The following is a 24,894-nucleotide window of genomic DNA, read 5'->3' as shown; positions in this document are numbered from 1 at the left end:
AACTTCCCGTACTTGGAGTATTTGATGTCTCAGCCATTTGATTATTGCAGCGTTGCAAAACAAGTTTTGGAAACTGAAGTTGCAGGTCTCACGCAATTAGACCAATATTTTAATGATGATTTTAGCAAAGCTTGCGACCTAATCCTGAACAACAAAGGCAAAGTCGTAGTAATGGGCATGGGCAAATCAGGCCACATTGGTAACAAAATAGCAGCTACACTGGCAAGTACTGGTACATCGGCTTTCTTTGTACACCCAGGTGAAGCGGCGCATGGTGATTTAGGCATGATCGAACCTGGCGATATTGTGATAGCAATATCCAACTCAGGTGAATCAGGAGAAATCCTCAGCCTATTCCCAGTATTAAAGCGTTTAAACATTAAGATTATCAGCATGACTGGCAAGCCAGCATCAAACATGGCGACTTTATCTGATATTCATTTACAGATTTCAGTACCCGAAGAAGCGTGTCCCCTTGGTTTAGCACCAACAACCAGTACTACCGCTACCTTGGTTATGGGTGATGCATTAGCCGTTGCACTTTTACAGGCAAGAGGTTTTACCGCTCAAGATTTTGCACTGTCTCATCCTGGTGGTGCTTTAGGCCGTCAACTGCTGTTGAAACTAGACGACATCATGCACACCGGCGATGCACTCCCAACTGTTGCTCCGGATGCACTAGTTCGAGATGCCCTGTTAGAGATATCTCAAAAAGGCTTGGGCATGACGGCAATCGTCGGTGAAGATGGCCAAATGAAGGGCATTTTTACCGATGGTGATTTACGCCGTATCTTAGATAAACGTATTGATATTCATAACACGCAGATCGGCGATGTGATGACACTGAACCCAACGGTAGCAGAACCAAATATGCTCGCAGTTGAGGGCTTAAATTTGATGCAAGCTAAGAGCATCAATGGCCTGATGTTGTGTGATAATGGCAAATTAGTAGGCGCTTTAAATATGCATGACTTACTGAAAGCAGGAGTAATGTAATGTCACAGGCAATTGAAACCCTTTACGGCACAGTGGATTCACGTGTATTTGCGATTGCAAAAGAGATCAAACTGCTGATTTGTGATGTAGATGGCGTATTCTCTGATGGCCGCATCTACATGGGTAACAACGGTGAAGAGCTAAAAACTTTCCATACGCGCGACGGTTACGGCATTAAATCGTTGATGAACGCCGGCGTTGAAATCGCAATCATCACTGGCCGTAAATCTCAAATTGTTGAGAATCGAATGACCGCTCTCGGTATTAAGCTAATTTATCAAGGTCAGGATGATAAAGTTAAAGCCTACCAAGATATTTGCGATAAGCTTTCAGTTAATCCTGAAAACACAGGTTATATCGGAGACGATTTAATCGACTGGCCTGTAATGGCAAAGGTCGGCTTAAAGGTATGTGTGGCAGACGGTCACCCATTACTTGCACAAAGAGCCAACTACGTAACAACCATTAACGGCGGTTACGGTGCAGTACGTGAAGTCTGCGACCTTATTTTACAAGCAAGAAACGAACTCGACGTGCACAAAGGTTTAAGCATATGAGTTTTAATCGTATTATCTACTTAATACTCATCTTTATTACCTCTTGGTCAGCCTATTACTTGTACGACAAAGAGCAAACTTCGACGATACAAGTAGATCCAAATTTAGAACTGCCCGCGTTTAGTGGCAAGAATCTTGATAATATTAGCTATGACGAAAGCGGTATTCGTAGCTATCAAGTTGAATCGACCAATCTAGAGCACTACTCCGTCGTTGGCGATACACACTTTCAAGCCCCTATTCTTTCAGTATTCCGTGAAGGGCATACGATAGAATGGCGAGTGACCGCTGATCGCGCAATTATGGATGAAAATCAAGTCATCACTTTTTATGACAACGTTGTGGCGAAGAACCTGTTGCCAGATGCTAGTTTCGATACAATGACCACTGATAAAATGGTTGTTGAACTGACTAGCCGAGATTTTTATTCAGACACTCCGGTCCATATGATCGGTACATTTTTTGAAAATGAGGGGCAAGCAATGAAAGGGAACTTCGGTACCAACAATGCGACTCTCTTTAATTCTGTTCAGGGTAGATATGAAACTCTCACACCTTAGTTTATTGGCTTTGACCCTTGCGGCGTCTAATGTCTATGCTCTATCTTCGGATAGCGAGCAGCCTGTCTATATTGATTCAGACAGTCAGCAATTAGATATGAAAAGCAATCAAGTTACCTTTCTTGGCGATGTGAACCTTAAACAAGGTAGCATCAATATCAATGCCGATAAGGTCATTGTTACACGTAATGCCGTCAACGGTGAAATTGAAGAAATACAAGGTTTCGGAAAGCCCGCAACCTTTTCTCAACTTACTGACGATGGGAAAACACTCTATGGTGAAGCTGACGATTTACATTACCAGCTGATTGCCGATAGATTGATCATGACTAAGAACGCGATGCTATCTCAAGATGGCAGTATCATTCGTGGCTCTAAGATTACCTATCAGATCACCTCTCAAAAGTTGGTTGCCGATAGTGATAGCAGTGAGCGTGTATCAACGGTTTTACAACCAGCGGAAGTGAATAAGTAATCATGGCAGTCCTTACAGCAAAGAACCTAGCGAAGACCTACGGAAAACGTAAAGTTGTAACAGACGTAAGCTTGCAAGTAGAGTCAGGTCAGATCGTCGGGCTACTTGGCCCAAACGGTGCAGGTAAAACCACCTCTTTCTATATGATAGTGGGTCTGGTTGCGCGTGATGAAGGTACTATCAGCATTGACGACCGAGACATCAGTATCTTACCAATGCACAGTCGCTCTCGTCTTGGTATCGGTTACCTTCCTCAAGAAGCATCCATTTTTCGTAAATTGTCAGTTGAAGACAACATCATGGCTGTTTTGCAAACGCGCGATGAGATGACTAACGCACAACGTCAAGATAAGCTGGAAGATCTTCTCGAAGAGTTTCACATCCAACATATTCGAGCGAGTAATGGTATGGCTTTGTCGGGTGGTGAGCGTCGACGTGTTGAGATTGCTCGTGCACTAGCAGCAAACCCTCAATTCATTCTCCTGGACGAACCTTTTGCCGGTGTTGACCCTATATCGGTTATCGATATCAAAAAAATCATCGTTCACTTACGCGATCGCGGCTTAGGCGTTTTGATTACCGACCACAACGTTCGTGAAACATTAGACGTGTGTGAAAAAGCTTACATCGTAAGTCAAGGGCATCTAATAGCTGAGGGAACTCCTGAAGATGTTCTCAATAACGAACAAGTTAAACAAGTTTATCTAGGCGAACAATTCCGTCTATGATTAGATAGAGAGTATCGAGAGTTCTTAGAATAATAACTAGGTAAGTAACACTGAATGAAACCCTCATTACAACTTAAGCTAGGCCAACAGTTAGCAATGACTCCTCAATTGCAACAAGCGATTCGTTTGTTGCAATTGTCTACTTTGGATTTGCAACAAGAGATTCAAGAAGCACTTGAATCGAACCCACTACTCGATGTCGAAGACGGCAATGAAGATACGCCAACATCGGAAGAAAAACCTAGCAGTGACGAGAAAGAAACAGTTGAAACAGTTGAACAAGACTTACCTGACAGCTCCGATTTGATCGAAAAATCAGAGATCGGCAACGAACTAGAAATCGATACAACTTGGGAAGACGTTTACAGCGCAAACACAGGTAACACTGGCATTGCGATTGATGACGATATGCCCGTTTATCAAGGCGAAACCACACAAAGTCTATACGATTACCTGCTCTGGCAACTCGATTTAACACCATTTACTGAAACTGACCGCAGCATAGCTTTTGCGCTAATTGATGCTATCGATGACCGCGGTTACCTTACCGTATCTTGTGAAGACATCCTTGAGAACTTCGACAACGAAGAGATCGAGCTTGATGAAATTGAAGCCGTTCGTAAACGAATTCAGCAGTTTGATCCGCTAGGTGTCGGTTCTGTGAATCTGCAAGATTGCTTGTTACTGCAATTGGCGACCTTCCCACAAGATACCCCTTGGCTTAACGAAGCTAAGTTAGTACTTACTAGCCATATCGACCAACTCGGCAATCGCGATTACAAACTGGTTATCAAAGAGACCAAGTTGAAAGAAGCGGAACTACGCGAAGTTTTGCAATTAATCCAACAGCTGGACCCTCGCCCTGGCAGTAAGATCACGCCAGACGAAACCGAGTATGTGGTTCCTGACGTATCCGTCTTCAAAGAGCTTGGGAAATGGTTGGTCACCATCAATCCAGATAGCGTGCCAAAACTAAAAGTGAATCAACAATACGCGGCCCTTAGTAGCAAAGGCAGTAGTGCTGACAACCAATTTATCCGCTCAAATTTGCAAGAAGCAAAATGGCTAATTAAAAGTCTAGAGAGCCGAAATGAAACACTACTAAAAGTCGCTCGGTGTATTGTTGAACATCAACGCGGTTTCTTCGAACATGGCGCAGAAGCCATGAAGCCGATGGTACTGAATGATGTGGCTTTAGCTGTTGATATGCACGAATCCACGATCTCTCGTGTGACGACTCAAAAATTCATGCACACACCGCGTGGCATCTTCGAACTCAAGTACTTTTTCTCAAGCCATGTCAGCACTGACAATGGCGGTGAATGTTCATCTACAGCAATTCGCGCACTCATTAAGAAGCTTGTCGCAGCGGAAAATACCGCAAAGCCTCTAAGTGATAGTAAGATTGCTGCTTTACTGGCTGACCAAGGAATTCAGGTAGCTAGACGTACCATAGCGAAATACCGTGAATCTCTGGGCATTGCCCCATCGAGTCAGCGTAAACGCCTGCTATAAACTAAAGTAGTTAGCTCTTTATTCATTAACGATTGATTAGTTAACTATTAATTTAGTTGTAACCTGGCAACCAACTGAAAAGGAAAGTCTATGCAAATCAATATTCAAGGCCATCACGTTGATCTTACCGATTCAATGCAAGACTATGTTCACACCAAATTCGACAAACTTGAGCGCTTCTTTGATCATATCAATAGTGTTCAAGTTGTTTTAAAAGTTGAGAAAATCAATCAAATCGCAGAAGCTACCCTGCATATAAATCAAGGGGAAATTCATGCGACAGCAACAGATGAAAGCATGTATGCCGCGATTGATTCATTGGTTGATAAACTTGTTCGCCAACTCAACAAGCACAAAGAAAAACTAAGTAGTCACTAACATGCAATTAAGCGAAGTACTTTCATTGGACTGCACTAAAAGTGCAGTCCAATGCACAAGCAAAAAAAGAGCCCTTGAGCTGATCAGTCAAATCGCAGCAGAAAGCTGCGGTCAAGATTCAACAGAACTGTTTGAGTGCATGCTGAGCCGTGAAAAAATGGGCAGTACAGGTATCGGTAACGGTATTGCGATTCCCCATGCACGCATGAATGTCAGTGATAAAGCGATTGCTGTATTAATACAATGCCAAGACCCAATCGAATTTGATGCTATCGATAACCGCCCAGTTGATCTACTGTTTGCTCTACTTGTTCCTAGTGAACAATGTAAAGAGCATCTGAAAACCCTTTCTTGTATGGCAGAGCGACTTAACGACAAGCAGACTCTTAAACAGTTGCGTAATGCTCAAAGCGATCAAGAGCTTTACGACATCATGATTCAAGTGCCAACTTGCGAGTAATAACATGCGATTAATCGTTGTCAGTGGCCAGTCAGGAGCCGGGAAAAGTGTTGCGCTACGAGTTCTTGAAGACTTGGGGTATTACTGTGTTGATAACCTACCAGTAAACCTGCTCAACGACTTCGTCGAATCGGTACGCGAGATCAATCAAAACGTCGCTGTTAGCATTGATATTCGTAACCTACCAAAAGAGCCTCAGTTAGTTACAGAAACGCTAGACCAGCTAGAAGCCGCCACAGATATAGACCTAAACGTCTTATTTCTAGATGCGAGTAAACAGACGCTACTCAAGCGCTACAGCGAAACACGCAGAATTCATCCTTTATCGATCGGCCAAGAAAAACTCTCTCTTGAACAAGCTATTGATTTAGAAAAAACACTTCTGGCTCCTCTTGTAGAGCAAGCCAGCATTGTGATTGATAGCAGTGACTGTAACCTCTACGAATTGAGTGAACAGGTTCGTTTCAAAGTTGAGGGCAAAGAAAAACAAGAACTCATTATCGTTTTTCAGTCTTTCGGCTTTAAGTTCGGCCTACCAAGTGATGCCGATTATGTGTTTGATGTTCGATTTCTGCCAAACCCTCACTGGGAACCGGCACTACGACCATTGACAGGACTTGATGCACCAATTCACTCTTTCCTAGAGAAACACGCTGAAGTTCTTGAACTCAAGCAACAAATTCAAGGCTTTGTTGAGCAGTGGTTACCCATGTTAGAGAAGAATAATCGCAGTTACCTAACGGTCGCGATTGGTTGCACTGGCGGCAAACACCGCTCAGTTTATCTAACTCAGAAAATTGGTGAATACTTCGAACAACTCGGTCATCAAGTTCAAATCAGACATGCCTCCCTAGAGAAGCACCAACAGGGCTAACCATGGAATTAACTCGAACTGTACTGATCCAAAATCGCTTGGGTCTTCACGCTAGAGCAGCCGTAAAATTGGTTGAGCTTGCCCAAAGTTTTGATGCAACTATCACTATCCATAGCGAAGAAGATAAAATCGCAACTGCAGACAGTGTGATGGGTTTGCTTATGCTGGAATCAGCGCAAGGGCAACACATCACGATCCAAGCTACAGGCACCGATTCACAACAAGCACTTGATGCTGTTTGCCACCTCATTGAAGACAAGTTTGATGAGGGTGAGTAGCGAAAACGAGTCACTGACAACACTGAAGACTCAAACTTCGAACCAACCAGTATTAAATATTAGTTCTAGCTAAGTTTATGATTTAAATAAGCCCCAGAATTAAGTTACTATCCCAAGCATTGTTAGAATAATGAAATAGGAGGAAAATATGGCAGAGCAATTAGAATTCGACCAAGCTCACCAAACCCTCCAAGAAGTCAGCGAAGCCCTAGAAAACGGCCGATTTGTTCACGTACGTCGACAACTTCAGGACATGGAACCTGAAGATATTGCACACCTTTTAGAAGCCTCCCCTCGCAAAAGTCGTGACGTACTCTGGCAACTCACCGATCCAGAAGACTACGGTGAAATTCTTGATGAACTAAACGAAGACGTCAAAGATGCGCTTGTGTCGAAAATGGCACCAGAAACCTTGGCAGAAGCAACAGAAGGTATGGAAACCGATGACGTCGCGTACGTACTTCGAAGCCTACCCGACGATGTTTCTCGCGAAGTCCTTTCTCAAATGGACTCCGTCGATCGTGCATTAGTAGAAACCGCCCTTTCGTACCCAGAAGATTCAGCGGGTGCGATCATGAATACCGACGTAATCACGATTCGTGGCGACGTCGATGTCGACGTTGTATTGCGCTATATGCGTATGCGTGGCGAATTGCCCGACGCAACCGATGCTCTGTATGTTATTGATGAAGAAGAACGTCTGATCGGTAACCTATCGCTTACCACACTAGTAACGACTCAGCCCGATATTCAGGTTTCCGAAGTGATGGAAGATGCTGACGAAGCGATTGCGGTTGAAACCAGTGCTTCCGATATCGCCAGTCTGTTCGAACGTCGTAATTGGGTTTCTGCACCCGTTGTTGATAGTAACCAGCATCTTGTTGGTCGTATCACTATCGATGACGTGGTTGATGTTATCCGTGAAGACGCCGAGCACTCAATGATGAGCATGGCGGGTATGGACGATGACGAAGATACCTTCGCTCCAGTCGTAAAATCTGCTCGTCGTCGTAGTGTCTGGTTGGGTGCCAACGTACTCGCTGCACTTGCTGCTGCATCTGTATCCAATATGTTTGAAGCAACACTCGACCAAATGGCAGCGATTGCGGTTCTAATGACTATCGTACCTTCAATGGGCGGGGTTGCTGGTAACCAAACCGTTGCGCTTGTGATTCGTGGTTTAGCACTCGGTCATATCGGTGACAGTAACAAACGCGAACTACTACTCAAAGAGGCGGCCATCGGCTTCCTAAACGGCGTGTTATGGGCTGTTATCATTGGTGGTATTGTGGTTGCTTGGAAAGGTAACTGGATACTGGGAGGCATCATCTCAGCAGCGATGATGACCAACTTGATTGTCGCTGGTATCGCCGGTGTAACCATCCCGGTAATGCTGAAAAAGATGAATATCGACCCGGCATTGGCAGGCGGTATGGCACTGACCACAGTAACCGATGTTATTGGCCTATCGGTGTTCTTAGGCTTAGCAACCATACTGATCTAGTTATCATAAGCAGCTAGCCTATTTTTGGCGAAATACAGAAAACCAAAAGGGAGCCATCGGCTCCCTTTTTTAATTCATCATATTGGCGCTAACTTCATTAGTCACCCGCGACTTTCATCGACTCAAGCAAGATAGAACCCGTTTGAATTTGTGAACGCGTTTCAACATCGTTACCAACCGCAACAATCTGAGTGAACATGTCTTTTAGGTTACCCGCGATCGTCACTTCAGATACTGGGTATTGGATTTCTCCATTCTCAACCCAGAAACCTGCTGCGCCACGTGAATAATCACCGGTCACGGTATTAACGCCTTGACCCATTACTTCAGTCACAAGGAAGCCGGTGCCTAGTTCTTTTAGCATCTGCTCAAAGTTTTGACCCGTTGATTTAACGAACCAGTTATGAATACCACCAGCATGGCCTGTTGGTGTCATATCCATTTTACGTGCGGCATAACTAGTTAGCAGGTAAGTTGCTAACACACCATCAGTGATGATTTCACGATCTTGAGTGAACACACCTTCGCTATCGAATGGGCTTGAAGCCAAACCACGTAAGATATGAGGACGCTCAGAAATGTTAAACCAATCAGGTAGAATTTTCTGACCTAGGTGATCCAATAAGAACGATGACTTACGGTATAGGTTACCACCACTGATCGCCATCACAAGGTGGCCAATCAAGCCAGTCGCGACATCGTTAGCAAACATGATTGGGTATTGGCCTGTTGGTAGCTTTTTCGCATCCAAACGGCTAATTGTCTTTTCAGCTGCTTCTTGACCTACGCGCTCAGGCGTCCATAGCTCATCACGGTGACGTGCAACGGTGTAGCTGTAGTCTCGCTCCATCTCACCGTTAGCGCCTTGTCCAATCACACAGCAGCTCGTGCTATGGCGACTTGAAGCGTAGCTGGCTAGTAAGCCATGGCTGTTACCATAAACCTTAACGCCATAATGGCTGTCGTAGCTTGCGCCATCACTCTGTTTGATCTTGTCGCTATAAGCTAGCGCTTGCTTCTCAGCAGCAATTGCAATCTCAGCGGCATAGTCAGGGTTTGGTTCATCAGGGTGGAAAAGATCCAAATCTGGAATTTCTTTTACCATGTATTCTTTTGCGGCAGGACCAGCAAACGGGTCTTCAGAAGTGTACTGAGCGATATCAAGCGCAGCCGCGACTGTTTGAGCAATTGCCTTCTCACTCAGATCAGATGTAGATGCGCTGCCTTTTTTCTGACCGCGGTAAACAGTAATACCTAGAGCACCATCACTATTAAATTCAACGTTTTCCACTTCACACATACGTGTTGAAACACTTAAACCCGTTGACTTAGTAATAGCAACCTCAGCGGCGTCTGCACTCACTGATGCCATATCCAACGCTTTAGCTACTGCGGCTTCTAGCTCAACTCGTTGTTGGGCGACTTGCTGTTTTACATCCATATCTATTCTAATTTTTTAGGTCAATATTACGTAGGATAACAAGAATTTCGCTTTCTCCCCAAGATTCTTGCTAAAATAGGCAATATATTCGTTTGAGATAGTGACATAGGCAGAAAAGATGGCTCGCAAAAACCAAAAAGCCCCATGGGAACCAGAAGAAGAAATCATCTGGGTAAGTAAGACAGAAATGAAAACGGACATGGACGCCCTGCAAAAGCTGGGAGAAGAGCTTGTTGACCTAAAGCCTTCTGTATTAGACAAATTTCCGCTGTCTGAAGATTTGGCACAAGCGATTAAAGATGCACAACGCTTTAAAAATGAAGCGAAACGCCGTCAACTTCAATACATTGGTAAAGTAATGCGCAGTGTCGATCCAGAGCCAATTCAAGCGGCTTTAGATAAGATTCGCAACAAACACTCTCAAGCAACAGTTGAACTGCACAAACTAGAACAACTGCGTGATCGTGTTGTTGCAGAAGGCGATGCGGCCATTTCAGACGTTATGGAAATGTACCCTGAAGCAGACCGTCAACGTCTTCGTCAGCTCGCTCGTCAAGCTAACAAAGAGAAAGCGGCAAACAAACCGGCTAAGTCTTCTCGTGAAATATTCCAAATCTTAAAAGAGCTAAAGCTAGGCGACTAATCTTCGCCGCCCTTTAATCAGAAAGATAATAAAAGACCTAGCGCATGCTAGGTCTTTTTGTTTTTGACGCACTCGATATCAAGAAGCTCTCAATATCAATAAGTACTCAATATTAAGAAGTACTCACAGGAGTGAAAAATTATCATTCACCCGCTTTAACAAACGAGCTTAGCTCTTGCTGTGGATGTTCAGCCGTCAGTGTCTCTATCGAGTCTGCAACCAACACCTTACCTAGCGCTACAAAAACGAACTTATTTGCGATACTGCGTGCATCACCTAAGTGGTGAGTAACCATCAATACCGTAATGTTTCGCTCGGCGGCTAATCGCCTAACAAGGTTAAGCATTTCCTCACGAAGCAAAGGGTCAAGCGCAGAGAAAGGTTCATCAAGCAGCCAAATATCATGAGGCTGAACAAAGCATCTAGCTAACGCGACACGCTGACGTTGACCGCCCGATAAGTGCTCAGGCAATCTATCTAAATACTCCGCGACACCCACTTGTGCAGCGGCCTGTTCGACTTCGTGCTTTTGAGTTGCCGTAAGCTTTAACCCTGGATGCAAGCCTAAGCCAATATTTTCACGTACGGTGAGATGGGCAAACAAATTGTGCTCTTGAAACAACATCGCTAATGGACGCTGATGTGCTTCTTTGCCAATCAGTGATTGTCCCGCTACAGAGATCTCACCCGAAGTGGGCTCAATAAACCCAGCAACCAATGCCAACAGCGTTGATTTACCTGCGCCACTTGGCCCCATCAGCGCAACAATATCGCCCTGCTCAGCTTGAAAATCAAAGCAAAACAACTCTCTGTGATAGTGGTAGTCCACATCTTTCATCACTAACATCATCGGTTCCTCAACTCTTTAGCATCGAGCTTAGATCTTCGAGTAAATAAAAATTCAATCAGGCTAAAGCTGCCAACACTCAGTAACAGTAAGCTCACGGAAACCACAGCTGCGGCTTCCATTTGATAGCTGCCTAATAATTGGAATAGGTACAAAGGCAGAGTTCTAAAATCTTGGCTACCAAACAAAGCAATCGCACTTAAGTCACCCATTGCTAACATAAAGCTGATCGAGAAAGCTTGTGCCATCGGTTTTCGCAATGCACGCCACTCCACTAGCCTAAAACGCGTGAAACCAGTCATTCCCAAACTTGCGCACACATACTGATACTGCTGAGACAAATGCAGCATAGGTTGAGCCAAGGTTTTAATTACGTAAGGAAGCGCCATTAAACTGTTTACTGCAATCACGATAAAGAAAGCTAAGCTGAAAACATCGGTGAATGAACGCAGTAATAAGAAGAGCCCCGTACTGATCACAAGCCCGGGAGTAACTAAGATAATAGTGCCAATCAGCTCGATTTTATCGGCTCGAAAATTCTTATTCTGTAAGCGCCATGCTCGACTAGTCAGCAGTATGGCGATACCAATACCAACCGCGATAACACTTGCTAATGACGCGACTTTAACCGAGGTCATTAACGCAGCCCAAAACGGCTCGCTGCTCAGTACGATTAATGCCTGCGAGTTAATGCCACTGACGATAACCATAGCTAATGGCGGCAATACCAGCATTGAGACGGTGATGATCCAAAAGCTATCCCAAGCTTTTGACCACCAGCTATCCTTAACCAAATATTTCTCTTCCGACAATTGACTGGCTGTCACTGAAATAGGTTTCGATAGGCGTTGAATGCTCACAGCTAGCACACCACACAGCAGCATTTGCCATATCGCGAGCAAGGCACCAGCCTGCAGGTCAAAGTCGAATTTAATCGCCTGATAAATAGCGAGTTCGATAGTGGTTGATTTAGGTCCTCCGCCTAGTGCCATCACGGTAGCAAAGCTGGTAAAACACAGCATGAAGACCAAACCACACACATGTGGCAGTTGCTGTCTTAAACGAGGCCATTCAACCCATCTGAATTTATTCCAATGGCTCATACCCAAATGAGCACAAAGCTTATGCTGCTCGGCAGGTACGGTATCTAAAGCTTGTAAAAGTAAACGGCTAGCATAAGGCAGGTTAAAGAAGACATGTGCGAGCAAAATACCATTCAACCCATAGATCGAGAATGGCAATTCAATATCGAAGTTCGCCAGAAATTTAGCTAACCAACCACTGTTACCATAAATAGCTAGCAAACCAAATACGCCAACTAATACGGGTAAAACCAAGGTCGAAGCAAACAGCCTTAACAACAAGGCCCGTCCAAAAAATTGTCTGCGACATAGAGCATGAGCAATAGGTATAGCAAAGCCAACACTCAGCATCGTTGAGAGTGTCGCTTGATAGAAACTGAATTTCGTTACATGCCAATAGTAAGGATCGGACCATACTTGGCTGATATCAAGAGAAGGGGCATTGCTAAGCAATGCCCCAACTGCTGAAACCACGAAGGCGGTAATGAGTATCGCAACCCAAACCCCGACCTTAGGTGTTTTCTTTATCATAAATCGATTTTTTACCGTAAATGGTTCACTCCAAACATAACGAATGAACCTTTAAATACAGAAAGCTAGTTTTTTAAAAGTACGTTAGAAAACTCATTTTCTTAAATAATAAGTTAAAAAGTAAGTGCACTCTGCCATTCACGAATCCAAGGCTTACGCTTCTCGGCGATCTCTTCTGGTGTGAAGCTTAGCGCTTTCTGAGGAACCGTAAGTTGCTCGAACCCTTTTGGTAGCTCAACATCGGTCACTGGGTACATCCAGTTGCCAGTAGGCATCGCCGATTGGAACTCATCACTTAAGATAAATGCCATAAACTCATCGGCAAGCTTTTCGTTCTTGCTACCTTTAACCTTCGCTGCCACTTCCACTTGAGTGTAATGACCTTCTTCAAAGCTTGCAGCTGCGTACTTAGAATCACTTTCTGCAATGATGTGATAAGCCGGGGAAGTTGTGTAAGACAACACTAAATCAGACTCGCCCTCTAGGAACATAGAGTAAGCTTCAGACCAACCTTTAGTCACAGTCACAGTTTTCTGAGCAAGCTTCTTCCATGCTGCAGTTGCTTCATCACCGTAAACCGACTTCATCCATAGCATCATGCCTTGGCCTGGTGTTGATGTACGTGGATCTTGATAGATAACCTTAAGATCGTCACGTTGCTCAACCAGTTCTTTCAGGCTCTTTGGCGGGTTTGCTAGCTTCTCTTTGTTATAGATAAACGCAAAGTAACCAAAATCATAAGGAACAAAGGTACTGTCGTTCCAACCGTTAGGAAGCGTCACAGATGATGTATCAACACTGTGCTCAGCCAATAAGCCTGTAGATTTCGCTTCAGCCATGAGATTATTATCTAGGCCTAAAATGATGTCAGCTTTGCTGTTGCCACCTTCAAGACGTAAGCGGTTTAGAATAGACACTCCATCTTCTAACGCGACAAAATTCACATCACAACCACACTTTTCTTCGAATGCTTTTTCAACGGCAGGACGAGGGCCCCAATCCGCAGCAAAAGAGTCGTAAGTGTAAACCGTTAAGGTGTTGTCTGCTGCGAAGGCAGAAAAAGAGATGGCTGTAGTAACAGCAAGAGTTGTTAATGTTAATTTCACTGGACGCTCTCCATGGTCTGAGCGGCACAGGTTTGAGGGAGGAGAACGGTAGAGGTTGTTCCTAACTCAATTCCTACGCCAGCATTATCTGGTTCAGGTTTACGGGTCCCAAGCACTTGCTTGATCTCAGCTCGCATTCATTATTTGAATGGTTCGCTCCCCGATGAGTGTTCAGGATTGTAATTTGATTTTTAACAATAAGCCATCAAGTTTGGATCAATTACGTTGATCGTAACCCCAACGTGGCACTAAACCTTGCTCGATACCAAGGTGATCAAGAATACGTGCCACCATAAAGTCGACCAGGTCTTCAATCGACTTAGGTTGATGATAAAAACCCGGAGCTGCAGGCATAATCGTCACGCCCATGGTCGAGAGTTTGTGCATATTCTCTAAATGCAACGTAGAAAATGGCGTCTCACGAACCACCAACAACAACTGTCCTCGTTCTTTCATAACCACGTCTGCTGCACGCTCGATCAAGTTATCTGATAGGCCATGAGCAATCGATGCCAAGCTTCCCGCAGAGCATGGACACACCACCATCTGCTTCGGTGCTGCTGAACCAGAGGCAACCGGTGAGAACCAATCATCTTTGCCACACACCACCAGCTTTTCTGGGTCGCAATCTAAATGCTTAACCAAAGCTTGTTTCGCAGCATCTGGCCCAGCAGGTAACTTAAGTTCATGCTCGGTCGCCAACACTACTCGCGCTGCCGATGATATCAGCAAGTAGACCTGATAATCGGCGGCCAAAAGGCATTCAAGTAAACGCAGGCCATAAGGCGCACCGGATGCGCCAGTGAAAGCCAGAGTTATCGCTTTATCGTGTTTTGTCATGTTCTCAATTACTTCAAATTATAAGGTCGAGGATGCGTTAGCCTTTGAGTGCCAATCCATCCAACAGTTTCTGGTGAATACCACCAAAGCCACCATTACTCATTACCAAGATTTGGTCACCCGCTTGTGCCTCAGAGACAATTTTAGCAACGAATGCATCCATGTTATCACTCACGTGCGCGGGTTGGTGACACGCATCGGCGACGTCTTGTACTGACCAATCAATGTTATCGGGTTGGAATAAGTAAGTAGAATCCGCTTGCTTCAACGAATCAGCCAGCGTTTCTTTGTGCACTCCACGTTTCATTGTGGCAGAACGAGGCTCTAAAACGGCAATTATTTTTTTCGTGTCGACCTTATTACGTAAACCGCTCAGCGTAAGTTCAATTGCCGTTGGGTGATGAGCAAAATCGTCATAGACAGAAACGCCTGCCACTTCGCCTTTAAACTCTAGACGACGTTTGGTGTTGATGAACTTCGCCAACGATTCACACGCTAAATCAGGTGTCACCCCTACATGTCGCGCAGCTGCAATCGCCATCAAAGCATTATTGACGTTATGGTCGCCAACCAAATTCCAGTCGACAGTTCCTACGCATTCGCCTTGGAAGTACACTCCAAATTGAGACCCGTCTTTAACCAGCTTCTTGGCATCCCAATCACCTTGTTCACCACTCGATTCTGTCTCACTCCAGCATCCGCGAGATAAAACATCTTGAATCGCCGTATCTTCTTTAGGAGAGAAAATTCGGCCATTACCTGGCACAGTGCGCACTAAGTGGTGGAACTGACGCTTAATCGCCTCAAGATCATCGAAGATGTCAGCATGATCGAACTCGAGGTTATTCATTACCAAGGTTCTTGGGTGGTAGTGAACGAACTTAGATCGTTTATCAAAAAAAGCACTGTCGTATTCGTCAGCTTCGACCACGAAGAACATGCTTTCACCAAGGCGAGCAGAGATACCAAAGTTACCTAACACGCCGCCCACTAAGAAGCCAGGCGCATAGCCACAGTCTTCTAAAATCCAAGCCAGCATGCTCGATGTTGTTGTCTTGCCATGCGTTCCCGATACCGCTAATACCCAACGATCATGCAACAAGAACTCTTGCAACCATTGCGGGCCTGAGGTGTATCTAAGGTTGTTATCCAATACATACTCAACACACGGGTTGCCACGACTCATCGCATTACCAATCACCACGAGATCAGGCCTTGGTTCTAACTGGCTTGGGTTAAACCCTTCAATAATTTCAATCCCTTGAGACTCCAACAAAGTGCTCATTGGTGGGTAAACATTCGCGTCACTACCGGTAACCTTGTGACCTAATTGACGAGCCAATACCGCAGCACCTCCCATGAAGGTGCCACAAATTCCTAAGATATGAATATGCATAAATTGCTTCCAAACGCTTGGCTAAATGAACCATGTCTAAATCAAACTACTGCACTCATTATCATTAAATGGCGATTAAAAGCGAGTAGCAATGCAAAACAAATTTAGTCGACATAGTAAGTGAGATCTGCGTCGCTTAGTTCATTACCATTAAAAAGATCTAACCTTTAGAATTTAAGTAGGCGTCTAGGTGAATAAAGTCCGAGTAAGAGGCAAATTCTATAGTGCTCAAATCCCCCTAATATTGAGAGAAGTTTAAGGAAATAACATGTCTGAGATGCGCACCCTTGGTGAGTTCATTGTTGAGAAACAGAGTGACTTCCCCCATGCAAGCGGTGATCTATCATCCCTTTTGTCGTCTATTCGACTTGCTGCAAAAATTGTTAACCGTGAGATCAACAAGGCTGGTCTAGTCGACATCACTGGCGCTGTTGGTACAGACAACGTTCAAGGTGAAGAACAGCAAAAGCTAGACCTTTACGCGAACGACAAGTTTAAAGCGGCTCTAGAAGCTCGTGATCAAGTTTGTGGTGTTGCAAGTGAAGAAGAAGACGAAGCTGTCGCCTTCAATAAAGAGCTCAACAAAAACGCAAAATACGTCGTTCTGATGGACCCACTTGATGGTTCTTCAAACATCGATGTCAATGTATCTGTTGGGACAATCTTCTCTATCTACCGTCGAGTATCACCTGTTGGTACCCCACCAACACAAGAAGACTTCCTACAGCCAGGACACAAGCAAGTAGCCGCGGGGTACGTAATTTACGGCTCTTCAACTATGCTTGTTTACACAACTGGTGCAGGTGTAAATGGCTTCACCTACGACCCATCTCTGGGCACCTTCTGTCTGTCTCATGAAAACATGATGATCCCTGATGAAGGTAAGATTTATTCCATCAACGAAGGTAACTACATTCGCTTCCCTACGGGTGTTAAAAAGTACATCAAGTACTGCCAAGAAAATGAGCCAAGCGACAACCGCCCTTACACATCACGTTACATCGGTTCTCTAGTATCAGATTTCCACCGTAATCTTCTGAAAGGCGGTATCTACTTATACCCGAGTACGCAAAGCCACCCTCAGGGTAAACTACGTCTGCTGTACGAGTGCAACCCAATAGCCTTCATCATGGAGCAAGCTGGCGGTATTGCCTCCGATGGCGCCCAACGCATCATGGATATAAAACCAACAGAACTGCACCAACGTGTGCCTTTCTTTGTCGGTTCTAAGAACATGGTGAAAAAAGTAGAAGAGTTCCTTGAACTTAACCGAGACTAACCGTCTCGCTTATTTTTCAAGTTAACGCCATTAAAAAAGCCAGCATTTACATGCTGGCTTTTTGTTCGACAACTCAGAATACATAGATGTTACGGATAGATAACTATTACGGATTGTCCCGCTTACACCAGTCACCCGAAAGTATTTCTTTATTAGCCGTTAGATCAAGCTGATACAAATATACCCATGCTAATCCAAATATAGTTTCTATTTGTTCGCGACGATACTCAACAGGAACATCTTCTAGCCGATCGAGCGAAGCCAAAACTTCGTCGTTAATGGTATAGACCTCGCCAACGACATTTTTCTTTCCAGAAATCATCGCTGGATAGGCACCTAAATCAAAAAGAGCGTATTCCTCAGGGGTGTCAAATCTTCCTAAGCACTCACACTGCTGCAAATAGTGGTGGTTGGACTGACCTTGCCTCAAGGTTCCATAAACAAAAACAAGTTGCTGCATAACCCCTCCTCAGCATTCGTAATCCGCTAATCATTCACGACTCAAGTGTTACTCGAATTCAAATTGATAGAGAAGATCCACGGCACTGTCTAGCCCCGATACGGCTTCAACATAGAGATCCTGCATCAATCGATAACGAACAGTAAACTCACCTAACGAGTTAAAGATACCTACGCCATACTTCACCTGTAAACCAGGGAGAATGTAGCCGCTGACCGTAACCTGGGAGTCATCTCCAGAGCCTGCAGTATCCAATTGCAAGTCCTGTACGCCAAAAGCCTCACCAATTTCGCCGACAACCTTGCCGCTCTTCGCCAAGCTTAAGCCAATTAAGGTCGTTGTCATTGAACCATTCGACTCACCATCAATATCTTGACCACGCAAAATATAAGACAACGCGTTGGCTTGCGGCATCGCAGGATCAGAATAAATTTCGATGGTCGGCTCTGTCGCCGGGCCTGTCACTCGAATACCAGCAGTCACATCATCCTGAGTATTATCAGGGTTACGTATCGCATTGATCGCTACATATGGCTGATCCGGAGGCCCATTCATTAGAATCTTACCTTCTTTGATCAAGAGATCTTGTCCAAAGGATTGGTAAGTACCATCGACGATATTTACCTCACCTGTGATAAAAGGACCTTGGTCTTTTTGAGCCACGTTGAGCTTGCCGACCAAATCACCTTCAAGACCAAAAGCAGACAGTTTAAAGTCATCGCCAATGGAGATATTAATATTGGTCATCACATTGAATGGAATCGTGTCTTCGCTCTCTGGCTCAAGATCTTTATTCAAGATAACTTGATCAGAAGAGACGCCGACCGCTGACGGTGGTAAGTCTTCGACAACGATACGTCCCCACGGTAATGCGATATCACCCGTAATTTTTGCAAGCTCTGGCGTGACATCAATGGTCATATCAGGCACGACCTTCACCTTAACCATAGGTGGAATATCAACCATCAACTCATCAGCAAACACTCTAACGTTAGAGTGCCATGCTTTAAGATCCTGCCAGTCCCCGGAGCCTTCGATATCAAGGTGACCATCGGGTGTTTCAACATTGGCCTCTAACTTCGCGCTGTAGCCGTCAAAATCGAGGTCAATACGACCATCTTTAATATCGACTGGTGTGACATCGCCTTTGACTTGAATACCATCAACAGAGAATTGACCAAAGACTTGAGGATGCATCAAAGAGCCTTTTACCTGTAGGTCACTCTCAAGATCGGCCTTCAACAGGCTGTATTCGCCGAGGATTGGCTGTAAGAAGTCCAAATGGAAAGTTGTCAGCTTAATTGCCGCATCGACCATTTTGTCTTCTGCGAGAATGTCTGGTAACGACACCGTGCCAGACAGGTCACCATTATCAGACACATCCAACTTAAAGTCGGCGTTCAGTTGGTTGTCTTTTAGTTGGGCATTCAATGCAACGCTTTCCCAACCGAGTGTGATTGGCTCACCAACTTGTTGAACAGCCTGACCTTTCGGCATATCGACGCTTACCGTCACCTCAGGTTCACCTTGTTCCGACCATTTGGCATAAGCGGTCGCATTGACTAAGCCCTGTAATTGCGTTTCTTTAGGCATGAGGGCTTGGATCTGCTCAAAGTCGAATTGGTTAACGCCCAGTTTGGCCTCACCTGACTTTCCAGCGCGGATATCCTCATCCAGACACACGCTCGAACCCGATTGCTTCCAACAGTGCGCTTGAACGTCGGCATACTGCTTATCGACATCCGCCTTAATCGCAACGGGTTGGTCTAATACCCAAGGCCCCTGTTGAGTGGTAATTCTGACTCTGTCTAACGACCCATCCCAAATAAGAGAAGGCTTCTGAATCAATTCTCCAGAGATAGCCAAACTGGTCGACACTATATCGGATATCACATCAAGTGTTACGGTATGCTGCTTCTCACCGCCATTCACGGTTAAATCAATGCTTTCCACATTTTGTTCTTGATAGGTTAAGTTCTTAGCTTTCAATACAAGATCGGCTTGAGCTTCAGGCAATGGCAGAGGAACCACTGAGCCATTAAGCGATAAGGATTCTAGTGTTGCTTCGTTATTCCAATCGACCTTATCAACATTAAGTGCGAGATCGACCTTTGGCTCTTTCGTTGGGCCACTAAGCTGGATATTACCCATCACTTTACCCGTCAGCTCTGGAACACTCTTATCTAACTGTGGAAAATTAATCGCAACGCCCATACCCCATTGCTTATCCAGTTGCCCTTGAGCCTTAATCGAATTAACACCGTGAGCCAAGCTCAAACCACTGGTTTTCAGTTTAGGTTCACCGCTCGCGCTGCGATCTGACGCTGACAACTGCCCTTTGATATCCAGAGGGTATTCTCGTAGGATCCCCTCGATATCGAGCTTAGGTAGTTCAATCGCCCAACCACCCGCTTGTGTCAGTTCACCCGAAGTTACGATGCTTCCGCTAATGTTACCCTCGGCTTCTGGCCACTGCAGACCCGGTTGTATGTCTTTGAGCGTCACATCGGCTTGCCAATTAACGAGCTTCTTCCAGTTAGCTTTAACTACACCATTTAGTTCGCCACCCAAGGTATTCAGTTTCAAGCGTTCAAGTTCAATCTGTTCCGTGGTGCCTTTACCTTGTAGATCTATTGTTAAGGCAGGTATCTCCTTACCATCGGCTTCAGCTTTAAGCTGCACATTAAAACCATCTAATGAACCATCGGCTTTGAATTTCTCAATTGCAGCTTGGTAGTCACTTTTACCTGTCAAAGGCCATTGCGCTTTACCTCCCTCTAAAAGAAGGTCAAATGGCAGAGTCGGTTCTAAGGGTTGAATATCCCCAGACAACTTTGCCTCAATCAATTCGGAGAACTGAGACTCTAGGCTTAACTTAGCCACGCTGCCTTGTGCTTTCAGAGACAGTTTCTGACCAGCAAGATCGGTTTCTTTCACCAACGCACCCAAAGAAAGCTCTAGCGGATAGCCGCCCTTGAGCTCAACCTTCGTCGTTAGGTTCGCGCTTGCTTGTGGCATATCGAGTTCGAGACTGGAAACGTCAACCGTGTGTTTACCCGCGCGAGCTTCTAACCCGAGGTGATTCACAACAATTGGTGCTTCTTGTTCTAGAGTGAAACGGTTGAGATCAAAACGCTCAAGTACAACCTGCAAAGGAATCCAAACTTCAGGCAACTCGATAGCTGTCTTAGTTGCAGTATCTGGCTCGACTATTTCTGATTGTGGATCTTCAGTAGACTCTGCAAGTTTAACCTTAAGATCATTGAATAAAGTTGGCGATACTGTCAGCTTTTCCCCCTGCATACTCAGGGCAGTAGAGAACAAACCCCATTCAATTTCATGACCTAAGATATTCAGTTTGATATCAGATAAAGCGATTCGATTAATGACGATTGGTAGTGGTGTTTTTACCGATGTTACGGGCGGAGTAGGTTCTGCCTCTTCTGTAGAAGCTAGTGGCAATTCAGTAAGTGCGAAATCCAGCCCTTGAATCGCTAAGCGGTCAACACACACTTGAGGGTCGAGCAGACAGCGCGGATTGATAGCCAATGCCAAATTTTCAACCTTGGTATCGATATGTAGGCTATCATCTTTAAACTGAACATTGTTAAGCGTAAAGCTTGGGAAAAGAGCGCCTTTAGTACTTTCCACTTTCAGTTGTGGCAATGCTTTTTCGGCGCCCCACAACACAGTATTCAACCCCGAATTGGTGAACAAAACAAAACCTAGTAGGGCGATTAACAATAGCAAAATCGACGTCAATGAAATCGACGCCCACTTGATACACTTACCCACCACTTTGATCATAATTCTGGCCCTAAACTAAAGTGCAGTTGGAACTCATCACCTTTTTTCGCATCTAGACCCCAAGCAAAATCTAAACTCACAGGACCGACGGGGGACGCCCAACGAATCCCGACACCAGTACCATGTTTCCACTCTGGCGTGTCATTGAATGCATCACCAATATCGTAGAAAGCCGCTCCCCACCAATTCCCAACTAAGCGATATTGGTATTCAAACGAACTGGTTGCAATGAATTTCGCCCCCGTTAGTGCGCCACTTTCATCTCGAGGAGAGATAGACTCATAGCCATAACCACGGATGCTATTATCACCACCCGCAAAAAATCTTAAAGAAGGAGATAACTTATCAAATTCGTCCGCAAAGTTTCCGCCGAATTGAAGGCGGGTTAAACCTCGGTGGTTATTACCAATGCTTCGAATCCATGCGGTTTGCCCTTGAAAACGTACGACTTGGGTTTCAGATAACAAGGTATCATCAGCCGCTTCAACCATGATGGTTTGTTTATCGCCCCACATCGGCATTGAACCGCCTCGGGTTCGAGTGCGTGAGAAAGAGACACCTGGCAACACAAACTGCGCCAAATCGTCTTGTAAACCTTGTTTATAGTTTTCGACTAGGTATCGAATGAATACCGTGCGTTGCCAACCATTATCTAGACGCCAGTACCTTTCTAAGGCTAAGTTTGACTCCAAACTCTTGGTATCACGGTTATCCAGATTCTTCATTCCATACTTAATTTGATAGTAGTCATTAAGCACGTCATCCAATGGGATTTTATAAGCCGCCGTAATCGTCTGCTCAGGCTTGGAGATCGATAAACTACTATTAAAACTATGACCTTTCTCATTAACCCAAGGTTTCTTCCATTTAAGGGTACCTTTTACACCCAAGTCTGTTGATACACCGATACCCGTTTCAATTTGGTTCCGCGCTTGCGGAGCAAGGCTTACCTTCATCGGAATTTCTCGACCTTCACCCAATTGACTTAAATCAGGCTCAACAAAGACTGAAGAGAACCAATCCGTATTGGAAAGGTTTTGGTTGTATTCACCAACTTTGGTTATCGAGTAAGGTTCGCCATCTTCAAATGGTTTAAGTGACTGCACCTTCTCTTCTTCTATTTGGCTACCAGTAACCTGAGTAGAGCCAAAGTGATAACGAATACCACTGTTATAATGAAGGCGGACATAAGCGCGGTTTAATTCAGGAGCGACTTCTAGTTTGCTAAGATCATACGCCCCATCGAAGTAACCTTTCGCTAATCCAAGATTGCGGATCGATGATTTTAAAGAGTCATAATTACCATGATTCAAAATCGAACCTTTAGACAACTTGCTCTTAGCTATTAAGGCCAAAAAATCAGGATCATCTTTGGCTTCACCAGTCAGAACAATATCTGAAGCATAAATAACAACCGGCTCTCCCGGCTCAACCGTAACAGTCAATTCGGTATCATCTTCAGAATGAGTAAATGTGATATTAGGTTGGTAGTAGCCTAATGCATTCAACGCTTCGTTGATCATCGACTCCAAGCGAGATTGAAATCTTAATGAGACCGAATACTCTTCTTCAGGAATCGCACTCAGATAAGCATCCACATTATCTGCAAGCGCGCCATCCAACCCTTTAATATCAAGGGAAACGTCAGCGAAAGCGAATGTCGATGACAGTAGAGTGCCAATCAGAACTGGTAAAGTTTTTCTTATCATGTTTAATTGGTGAAGAAGTTATCAATACGTTAATAAGTGAAAAGAAATCATACCGCTAAAAAGGCATTGAGTCTGTAACAAATCTGGTAATAACACGGTCTAATGTAAAGACTTAATCAATATTAACCAGCCGTTAATATGAGCCTCCAGTTAATATAAACCTAGATCTAATGTTAACTAACGCGGTAAACGTATGCGAAAAGGAATATAATATGCTAAACAAACAACAACTGGTTTCCGCAGCAACCGCATTACCGGGAAATGCTGACCCAATCCGAATCACTGAGCGCCATTTCGTCAATCAAACTGACTTGCTCAATACACCTACGGGTTCTCAACAAGAAGTCCTACTTGGTATGGGATGCTTCTGGGGAGCTGAGCGTTTGTTCTGGCAGTTGAACGGCGTTATTTCAACATCTGTTGGCTACGCTGGTGGATACACGATTAACCCCACTTATGAGCAGGTATGTAGCGGACAAACTGGCCATACCGAAGTCGTTCGTGTCATTTTTGATAGCGAACAAACATCTCTCGCTCAAGTACTTGAAACCTTTTGGGAGCGTCATGACCCAACTCAAGGGATGCGCCAAGGCAACGATTTAGGGACTCAATACCGTTCTGCGATATACACCTTCAGCGAAGAACAACAGACTATCGCTGAGCACTCTAAACGTGAATACCAACGAGCAATGACTGAATCATTGGGCAACGAAATCACAACGGAAGTTCTGCCTGCTGGAAAATATTTTTTCGCAGAAACCTACCACCAGCAATACTTAGCTAAAAATCCGAATGGTTATTGTGGATTGGGTGGAACAGGTGTGTGCTTCCCTCCGCAATAATGTGTTATACCAATCACAGTAAGTAAGTGATCATAAATAGCGCAGGAAAAATGCTTGAGAACAAGGCAGAAATTTTCGATAAGTAGTTATTCTACAATCAAAATTTCTAACGATGTTATCGAGTGTTTTAACCAGCTAAGATGAACAGTTATTTACTACGATTGGTATTAGGCATACAAACTAGAACAACATCCATTAAAAAAGGGCTTCCGCTAGGAAGCCCTTTTTCATTGGAAATCTATTTGACGAAATGCAAATCTATAACAGTCAGTTACACCGGCAGCGCAGCAATGGTGCCGTTAACTTCTTTAAAAATCGTTAGCTTTTGTTTGTCTGAAACTTCAGGAAGAAGCACCTTGCCTTGGTCGAAGCGAAACTCTCCGATACCCTCTATAGCAAACTGGCCTTTGAACAGGACTTTAACGAAACGCGCCACCTGATGTGGACGGTAAGTAGAAAATTTTCTTAACATAATACAACCTCAATTCCATTTGAGTACTACAGCCACGTACCTGAACACCAACGTATTCAAAGCACATTAAATCGCTAATTCCTTTAGCAAACAGCAAGATAATCTATTGTTCAT

Annotated in this window: 24 protein-coding genes and 1 riboswitch; of the genes, 14 read left to right on the top strand and 10 right to left on the bottom strand. The window is 44.5% G+C overall.

Annotation, left to right across the window (positions count from 1 at the left end):
- The first annotated feature begins 24 nt into the window (after positions 1-24).
- From kdsD to mgtE, 11 genes are all read left to right on the top strand, one after another.
- Positions 25-996, top strand: a complete 972-nt coding sequence (kdsD, locus tag AB4513_RS14995; RefSeq protein WP_009847736.1) for an arabinose-5-phosphate isomerase KdsD — start codon at positions 25-27, stop codon at positions 994-996.
- Complete coding sequence (kdsC, locus tag AB4513_RS14990; RefSeq protein WP_009847737.1) at positions 996-1,553, top strand: 3-deoxy-manno-octulosonate-8-phosphatase KdsC; 558 nt, start codon at positions 996-998, stop codon at positions 1,551-1,553. The genes kdsD and kdsC overlap by 1 nt, the downstream gene beginning before the upstream one ends.
- Positions 1,550-2,113: an LPS export ABC transporter periplasmic protein LptC gene (gene lptC / locus AB4513_RS14985; protein WP_009847738.1), complete on the top strand. Its 564-nt coding sequence runs from the start codon at positions 1,550-1,552 to the stop codon at positions 2,111-2,113. The genes kdsC and lptC overlap by 4 nt, the downstream gene beginning before the upstream one ends.
- A complete protein-coding gene (gene lptA, locus AB4513_RS14980) occupies positions 2,094-2,588 on the top strand; it encodes a lipopolysaccharide transport periplasmic protein LptA (protein ID WP_009847739.1) in 495 nt (164 codons plus the stop codon). The genes lptC and lptA overlap by 20 nt, the downstream gene beginning before the upstream one ends.
- Before the next feature lie 2 nt (positions 2,589-2,590).
- Positions 2,591-3,316: an LPS export ABC transporter ATP-binding protein gene (gene lptB, locus AB4513_RS14975; protein ID WP_009847740.1), complete on the top strand. Its 726-nt coding sequence runs from the start codon at positions 2,591-2,593 to the stop codon at positions 3,314-3,316.
- Positions 3,317-3,370: 54 nt separating this feature from the next.
- Positions 3,371-4,831 carry an RNA polymerase factor sigma-54 gene (locus AB4513_RS14970; RefSeq protein WP_009847741.1) on the top strand — a complete coding sequence of 487 codons (1,461 nt, stop codon included), beginning with the start codon at positions 3,371-3,373 and terminating at the stop codon, positions 4,829-4,831.
- 90 nt (positions 4,832-4,921) lie between these two features.
- Complete coding sequence (gene hpf, locus AB4513_RS14965) at positions 4,922-5,209, top strand: ribosome hibernation promoting factor (protein WP_009847742.1); 288 nt, start codon at positions 4,922-4,924, stop codon at positions 5,207-5,209.
- A 1-nt stretch (position 5,210) separates the two neighbouring features.
- Complete coding sequence (gene ptsN, locus AB4513_RS14960) at positions 5,211-5,669, top strand: PTS IIA-like nitrogen regulatory protein PtsN (RefSeq protein ID WP_009847743.1); 459 nt, start codon at positions 5,211-5,213, stop codon at positions 5,667-5,669.
- Positions 5,670-5,673: 4 nt separating this feature from the next.
- Entirely contained in the window at positions 5,674-6,543 is an 870-nt protein-coding gene (rapZ, locus tag AB4513_RS14955; RefSeq protein WP_009847744.1) for an RNase adapter RapZ, read from the top strand.
- Between the two features lie 2 nt (positions 6,544-6,545).
- Positions 6,546-6,821, top strand: coding sequence for an HPr family phosphocarrier protein (locus AB4513_RS14950; protein WP_009847745.1), 276 nt, complete (start codon positions 6,546-6,548; stop codon positions 6,819-6,821).
- 148 nt (positions 6,822-6,969) lie between these two features.
- On the top strand, positions 6,970-8,325 hold the full coding sequence (mgtE, locus tag AB4513_RS14945) for a magnesium transporter (RefSeq protein WP_009847746.1): 1,356 nt from the start codon (positions 6,970-6,972) through the stop codon (positions 8,323-8,325).
- A 97-nt stretch (positions 8,326-8,422) separates the two neighbouring features.
- On the opposite strand, the gene pmbA is transcribed toward mgtE, so the two are convergent.
- Positions 8,423-9,766, bottom strand: coding sequence for a metalloprotease PmbA (gene pmbA / locus AB4513_RS14940; RefSeq protein ID WP_009847747.1), 1,344 nt, complete (start codon positions 9,764-9,766; stop codon positions 8,423-8,425).
- Positions 9,767-9,884: 118 nt separating this feature from the next.
- Here pmbA and yjgA point away from each other — a divergent pair, with 118 nt between their 5' ends.
- Positions 9,885-10,409 carry a ribosome biogenesis factor YjgA gene (gene yjgA, locus AB4513_RS14935; RefSeq protein WP_009847748.1) on the top strand — a complete coding sequence of 175 codons (525 nt, stop codon included), beginning with the start codon at positions 9,885-9,887 and terminating at the stop codon, positions 10,407-10,409.
- 142 nt (positions 10,410-10,551) lie between these two features.
- Here yjgA and thiQ read toward each other — a convergent pair whose 3' ends face one another.
- The 5 genes from thiQ to mpl all read right to left on the bottom strand — a co-directional run bounded on the left by thiQ (position 10,552) and on the right by mpl (position 16,211).
- Complete coding sequence (gene thiQ, locus AB4513_RS14930) at positions 10,552-11,256, bottom strand: thiamine ABC transporter ATP-binding protein (RefSeq protein WP_009847749.1); 705 nt, start codon at positions 11,254-11,256, stop codon at positions 10,552-10,554.
- Positions 11,256-12,869 carry a thiamine/thiamine pyrophosphate ABC transporter permease ThiP gene (thiP, locus tag AB4513_RS14925; RefSeq protein ID WP_009847750.1) on the bottom strand — a complete coding sequence of 538 codons (1,614 nt, stop codon included), beginning with the start codon at positions 12,867-12,869 and terminating at the stop codon, positions 11,256-11,258. Before thiP ends, thiQ begins: the two co-directional genes overlap by 1 nt.
- A gap of 113 nt (positions 12,870-12,982) precedes the next feature.
- Positions 12,983-13,975: a thiamine ABC transporter substrate binding subunit gene (thiB, locus tag AB4513_RS14920; RefSeq protein ID WP_009847751.1), complete on the bottom strand. Its 993-nt coding sequence runs from the start codon at positions 13,973-13,975 to the stop codon at positions 12,983-12,985.
- Positions 13,976-14,028: 53 nt separating this feature from the next.
- A riboswitch (TPP riboswitch) is annotated at positions 14,029-14,148 on the bottom strand.
- Positions 14,149-14,191: 43 nt separating this feature from the next.
- Positions 14,192-14,815 (bottom strand): flavin prenyltransferase UbiX, encoded by a 624-nt coding sequence (locus tag AB4513_RS14915; protein WP_009847752.1) that lies wholly within the window; start codon positions 14,813-14,815, stop codon positions 14,192-14,194.
- Between the two features lie 37 nt (positions 14,816-14,852).
- On the bottom strand, positions 14,853-16,211 hold the full coding sequence (gene mpl, locus AB4513_RS14910) for a UDP-N-acetylmuramate:L-alanyl-gamma-D-glutamyl-meso-diaminopimelate ligase (protein ID WP_009847753.1): 1,359 nt from the start codon (positions 16,209-16,211) through the stop codon (positions 14,853-14,855).
- A gap of 268 nt (positions 16,212-16,479) precedes the next feature.
- Between mpl and fbp the strand changes: the two genes are divergently transcribed.
- A complete protein-coding gene (gene fbp / locus AB4513_RS14905; protein WP_009847754.1) occupies positions 16,480-17,490 on the top strand; it encodes a class 1 fructose-bisphosphatase in 1,011 nt (336 codons plus the stop codon).
- 106 nt (positions 17,491-17,596) lie between these two features.
- On the opposite strand, the gene AB4513_RS14900 is transcribed toward fbp, so the two are convergent.
- Genes AB4513_RS14900 through AB4513_RS14890 form a run of 3 tightly spaced genes read right to left on the bottom strand, consistent with a single transcriptional unit; the run spans position 17,597 to position 23,466 of the window.
- Positions 17,597-17,950 carry a gamma-glutamylcyclotransferase gene (locus AB4513_RS14900; protein ID WP_009847755.1) on the bottom strand — a complete coding sequence of 118 codons (354 nt, stop codon included), beginning with the start codon at positions 17,948-17,950 and terminating at the stop codon, positions 17,597-17,599.
- A 48-nt stretch (positions 17,951-17,998) separates the two neighbouring features.
- A complete protein-coding gene (locus tag AB4513_RS14895) occupies positions 17,999-21,757 on the bottom strand; it encodes a translocation/assembly module TamB domain-containing protein (protein WP_009847756.1) in 3,759 nt (1,252 codons plus the stop codon).
- The gene (locus AB4513_RS14890) at positions 21,754-23,466 is read right to left on the bottom strand and encodes an autotransporter assembly complex family protein (RefSeq protein ID WP_009847757.1); all 1,713 of its coding nucleotides are present in this window, start codon (positions 23,464-23,466) and stop codon (positions 21,754-21,756) included. Before AB4513_RS14890 ends, AB4513_RS14895 begins: the two co-directional genes overlap by 4 nt.
- Positions 23,467-23,678: 212 nt before the next feature.
- Here AB4513_RS14890 and msrA point away from each other — a divergent pair, with 212 nt between their 5' ends.
- Positions 23,679-24,308 carry a peptide-methionine (S)-S-oxide reductase MsrA gene (msrA, locus tag AB4513_RS14885; RefSeq protein WP_009847758.1) on the top strand — a complete coding sequence of 210 codons (630 nt, stop codon included), beginning with the start codon at positions 23,679-23,681 and terminating at the stop codon, positions 24,306-24,308.
- A 271-nt stretch (positions 24,309-24,579) separates the two neighbouring features.
- On the opposite strand, the gene AB4513_RS14880 is transcribed toward msrA, so the two are convergent.
- Complete coding sequence (locus AB4513_RS14880) at positions 24,580-24,780, bottom strand: DUF1107 family protein (protein WP_004735283.1); 201 nt, start codon at positions 24,778-24,780, stop codon at positions 24,580-24,582.
- Between the last annotated feature and the right edge of the window lie 114 nt (positions 24,781-24,894).

It is taken from the genome of Vibrio sp. 10N.222.54.E6, from assembly GCF_041473955.1.
Classification (GTDB): domain Bacteria; phylum Pseudomonadota; class Gammaproteobacteria; order Enterobacterales; family Vibrionaceae; genus Vibrio; species Vibrio tasmaniensis_A.
The sequence above is the reverse complement of the archived record's forward strand: the minus strand, read 5'-3'. Positions and strand labels throughout refer to the sequence as shown.